Annotated in this window: 5 protein-coding genes; 1 reads left to right on the plus strand and 4 read right to left on the minus strand. The window is 74.3% G+C overall.

Translation table 11 applies throughout. The features are described from left to right. From DZF91_RS26590 to DZF91_RS26605, 4 genes are all read right to left on the minus strand, one after another. Nucleotides 1–346 (minus strand): hypothetical protein (locus DZF91_RS26590; protein WP_199486911.1); only part of this gene is annotated, 346 nt, incomplete at its 3' end. A 254-nt stretch (nt 347–600) separates the two neighbouring features. Continuing rightward, nucleotides 601–951 (minus strand): ArsC/Spx/MgsR family protein, encoded by a 351-nt coding sequence (locus DZF91_RS26595; protein ID WP_117359916.1) that lies wholly within the window; start codon nt 949–951, stop codon nt 601–603. Between the two features lie 4 nt (nt 952–955). Beyond that, nucleotides 956–1423: a YbaK/EbsC family protein gene (locus DZF91_RS26600; RefSeq protein ID WP_117359917.1), complete on the minus strand. Its 468-nt coding sequence runs from the start codon at nt 1421–1423 to the stop codon at nt 956–958. 170 nt (nt 1424–1593) lie between these two features. Beyond that, a complete protein-coding gene (locus DZF91_RS26605; RefSeq protein WP_117359918.1) occupies nt 1594–2172 on the minus strand; it encodes a ClpP family protease in 579 nt (192 codons plus the stop codon). 96 nt (nt 2173–2268) lie between these two features. On the opposite strand from DZF91_RS26605, the gene DZF91_RS26610 reads away from it, so the two are divergent. Then, on the plus strand, nt 2269–3195 hold the full coding sequence (locus DZF91_RS26610; protein WP_268915980.1) for a LysR family transcriptional regulator: 927 nt from the start codon (nt 2269–2271) through the stop codon (nt 3193–3195). The last annotated feature ends 441 nt before the right edge of the window (nt 3196–3636 follow it).

A 3636-nucleotide genomic window follows, 5' to 3' on the forward strand; every position in this document is an offset into this window, starting at 1 on the left:
CGCCGCCGCCACCGCCGCCTCCGCCACCGTTCCCGCCGGACGGGCCGGGGCTCGGCGGGGACGCGGGCGGGGCGTGCACGCCGCCGCCCGTGTCCGGGTGGGTGATCGCGAAGTTGTACCGCCGGGACAGCATGCCGATCTGGTCGGCGGCCCACTGCCCGACCTGCTCGGCCTGCCGGTACCCGGCCGCCGACACGCCGGGCGGCGGACGGTGCCCCGCGAGCCAGCCGCGGATCGCGGTGTTCGCCTGCTGCACCTGGCGGAGCAGCTGGTCCAGCGCGGGCGGATCGATGCCCCGGAAGTCGCCGTCGCGGCTGGCCGGGCCGGTGCGCATCTCAGCGGTCATCGCCCCTCCGGGTGCTGCTGTCCAGTCCGTCGCGCCGTCGCGCCGGGGTCCGGTTCCCCAGAATCACACTCGCAACAGGCGATGTCGAGTGCCGGACGGTCACGGTCAGGCCGTACGGCATGTCCCCAGGGGCACCGGCAGTGCCCCCGGCGGCGGATGGGGCGCGCCGGCCGGAGTGCCGTAGCGCTGTGCCGTGCCGCTGTGCCGTACCGCTGTGCCGTACCGCTGTGCCGTGCCGTCCGGCAGGGGGACGGTCAGGCGCCGTCGAGCGCCTGACGCACCGACTGCGGGTCGCGCGCCACCAGCGCGGCGGTGTCCGTGACGATGATCGGGCGCTGGATGAGCACCGGGTTGGCGACCATGACCTCGATCCACTTCGCCCGGTCGTGCGGCAGGTTCCGCAGGTCCAGCTCCTTGGCGACCGGCTCGCCGAGCCGCGCGACGTCCCAGGGCTCGGCGCCGATCGCGGTGAGCGTCCGGTCGAACTCCTCGGCCGTCGGCGGCTGGTCCAGGTAGCGGCGCTCGGTGTAGGCGACGCCGGCCTCGTCCAAGGCGGCCTTCGCGGCGCGGCTCTTGGAGCAGCGCGGGTTGTGCCAGATCTCCATGCCCCTACTCTCCCACCTCGGCCGGGTCGCCCCCGGTGATGCGGAGCAGTTCCGCGTACGAGGTCGGGAAGACGGTGTGCGGGTGCCCGCCGGCGGCCCAGACCCGGTCGTACTTGTCCAACCAGACGTCCACGAGGGTGCGGATCGGGGCGGGGTGCCCGGCGGGCGCCACCCCGCCGATCGGCTGCCCGGTGTGCTCCCGGACGAACTCGGGCGTCGCCCGGCGGACCTTCTGCGCGCCCACCAGGGCGGCGACGCGCGCGGTGTCCACCCGGTGCGCGCCGCTGGTCAGCACGAGCAGCGGCGCGCCGTCCGCGTCGAACACCAGGCTGTTGGCGATCGCGCCGACCTCGCAGCCGAGCTGCTCGGCGGCGGCCTGGGCGGTACGGGCGGAGTCGGGCAGTTCGATGATCTCGCCGTCGGCGCCCTGCTCGCGCAGGACGGCGGCGACACGCTCGGCGTTGGGGTGCATGGACGGCACCCTAAGCCGTCCGCCCCGCCCGCCGCTCCCGGCTTTTCCGTCCGTTTCGGAGCCGGAGCCCGGAGCCGGGAGCGGGGGAGCCGGGGGACGGAGGCGGCGACGGGGAGGGGGAGCGGGGCGGACGGCGGGTCACGCGGCGGCGGAGAACAGCAGCGCCGCGGTCACGCGGCGGCGGAGACGGCGCGGGCGGTGTCCACGACGTGGTCGACGAAGCCGTACGCGCGCGCCTCCTCGGCGGTGAAGAAGCGGTCGCGGTCGGAGTCGGCCTCGATCCGCTCGACGGTCTGCCCGGTGTGCGCGGCGATCAGCTGCTGCATCTGCCGCTTGGTGGCCAGCATGTTCTCCGTCTGGATGCGGATGTCGGTCGCCGTGCCGCCGATCCCGCCGGACGGCTGGTGCATGAGGATCCGGGTGTGCGGCAGCGCGTACCGCTTGCCCGGCGCGCCCGCGCACAGCAGGAACTGCCCCATCGACGCGGTGAACCCCAGCGACAGCGTCGCCACGTCGTTCGGGACGAACTGCATGATGTCGTAGATGGCCATCCCGGCGGTCACGGACCCGCCCGGGGAGTTGATGTACAGGTGGATGTCGCGGTGCCGGTCTTCAGCCGACAGCAGAAGGATCTCGGCGCAGAGCCGGTTGGCGATCTCGTCGTCCACCTGTTGGCCGAGGAACACGATCCGCTCGCGGAGCAGGCGCTGGAAGACGTCCTCGGAGGGTTGACGCGGTTCGTTGCTCATGCCTCCGAGGTAACCGGCGCGCCTCCCGCGGCGTCCAACAAGACTTCCGGCGCTTTGACAAGCCGCGCTTGTCAATCCCAGGCTTGGGCCGTGGACGTGGACGTTCCCGGTCTGCGGGCCTTCGTCGCAGCCGCGGAGGAGATGCATTTCGGACGGGCCGCCCAGCGCCTGTTCCTCACCCAGCAGGCGCTGTCGCAGCGCGTGCGGCGGCTGGAGTCCGTCCTCGGCGCGCCGCTGTTCGAGCGCACCACCCGCCGCGTCGAGCTCACCGCCGCCGGACGCCGCGTCCTGCCGCGCGCCCGGGAGACGCTGAACGCCATCGACGCGGTCGTGGCCGCCGTGCGGGGCGAGCCGCCGCGGTTCCGGGTGGACGTGTTCGACCAGCGTTTCAGCCCCCTGACCCTGCTGCGCGGCCTCCTCGACAGCGAACCCGCCCTGCGCGTGGAGGTCTCCATGCGGCAGGGCTTCGAGCAGGCCGTGCCCGCCCTGCTCTCCGGCGAGATCGACGCGGCGTTCGGGCAGGCCAGGGACCTGCCGGGGCGGTGGCCGGCCGGGCTGACGTCCCGGGTCGTCCAGCTCGTGCCGATGCACGCGTTCGTCGGCCTGGACCATCCGCTCGCGGGACGCGCGACGATGCGACCGGACGAGCTGCGCGACGCGGGCGTCGTCATGCCCGACCCCGTCGCGTCCGAGGCGCGGGCGTTCCTCACCCGCCTCGCGGACCGGTTCGGCATCCCGATCCGGTTCGTCGAACCCGCCGTCGGGCTGTGGCACTACGGCGAGCTGGTCGCGCGCGAGAACCGCGCGGTCGCGCTGGGGGAGGCGGGGGTCGAACTCCCGGCGGGCACGGAGCTGCACCGCATCCGCCTGGTCGACCCGGTGCCGCTCGTCCCGTGGTGCCTGACCTGGCGTTCCGGCGACACCTCGGCGGCGCTGCGGACCGTTCTGCGGCTGCTGCCCGCCGCCGTCCCGCCCCCGCCGGACGACCGGTCCCACTGGCTCGCCGACCGCTACCGCGACTGACCGCGCCGGAAACTGTCGGACCCGCGTGTTCTCCTGGAGACATGCCGCTGAGCTGCGCGATCACCTTCATGATCGCTCAGCGTGGCGGTGCGCGTTCGAACGTATTGACGAACCGTCACGGAGGCGGTTTACTGTGAACGCGTCGAACTTATGTTCGACGTGGTGCGGGACTCGCGGCCCGCGCCACGGGCGACGTCCCCGCCGTGCCCAGCGCGCGGGCGGGGTGGGGACGGCCGGCCGGGCGGAGAGAGGGGAAGCTCTCCGCCCGGCCACGTCCGACGCCCCGGAAGGAGGCAGAGATGACCACACTCACCCGCGGAGCCCGCTCCGCCGCCCATAACGTCGCCGGTGCCGCCCAGCACGAGGCCCCGCGGCCGCGCCACCGCGCGCTGCCCGCGCCTCGTCCGGCGCACACCGCCGTCGGCCAGCTGCACGCCGCCC

Origin of the sequence: Actinomadura logoneensis (assembly GCF_003428695.1) — a bacterium.
In the GTDB taxonomy this organism is placed as follows: Bacteria; Actinomycetota; Actinomycetes; order Streptosporangiales; family Streptosporangiaceae; genus Spirillospora; species Spirillospora logoneensis.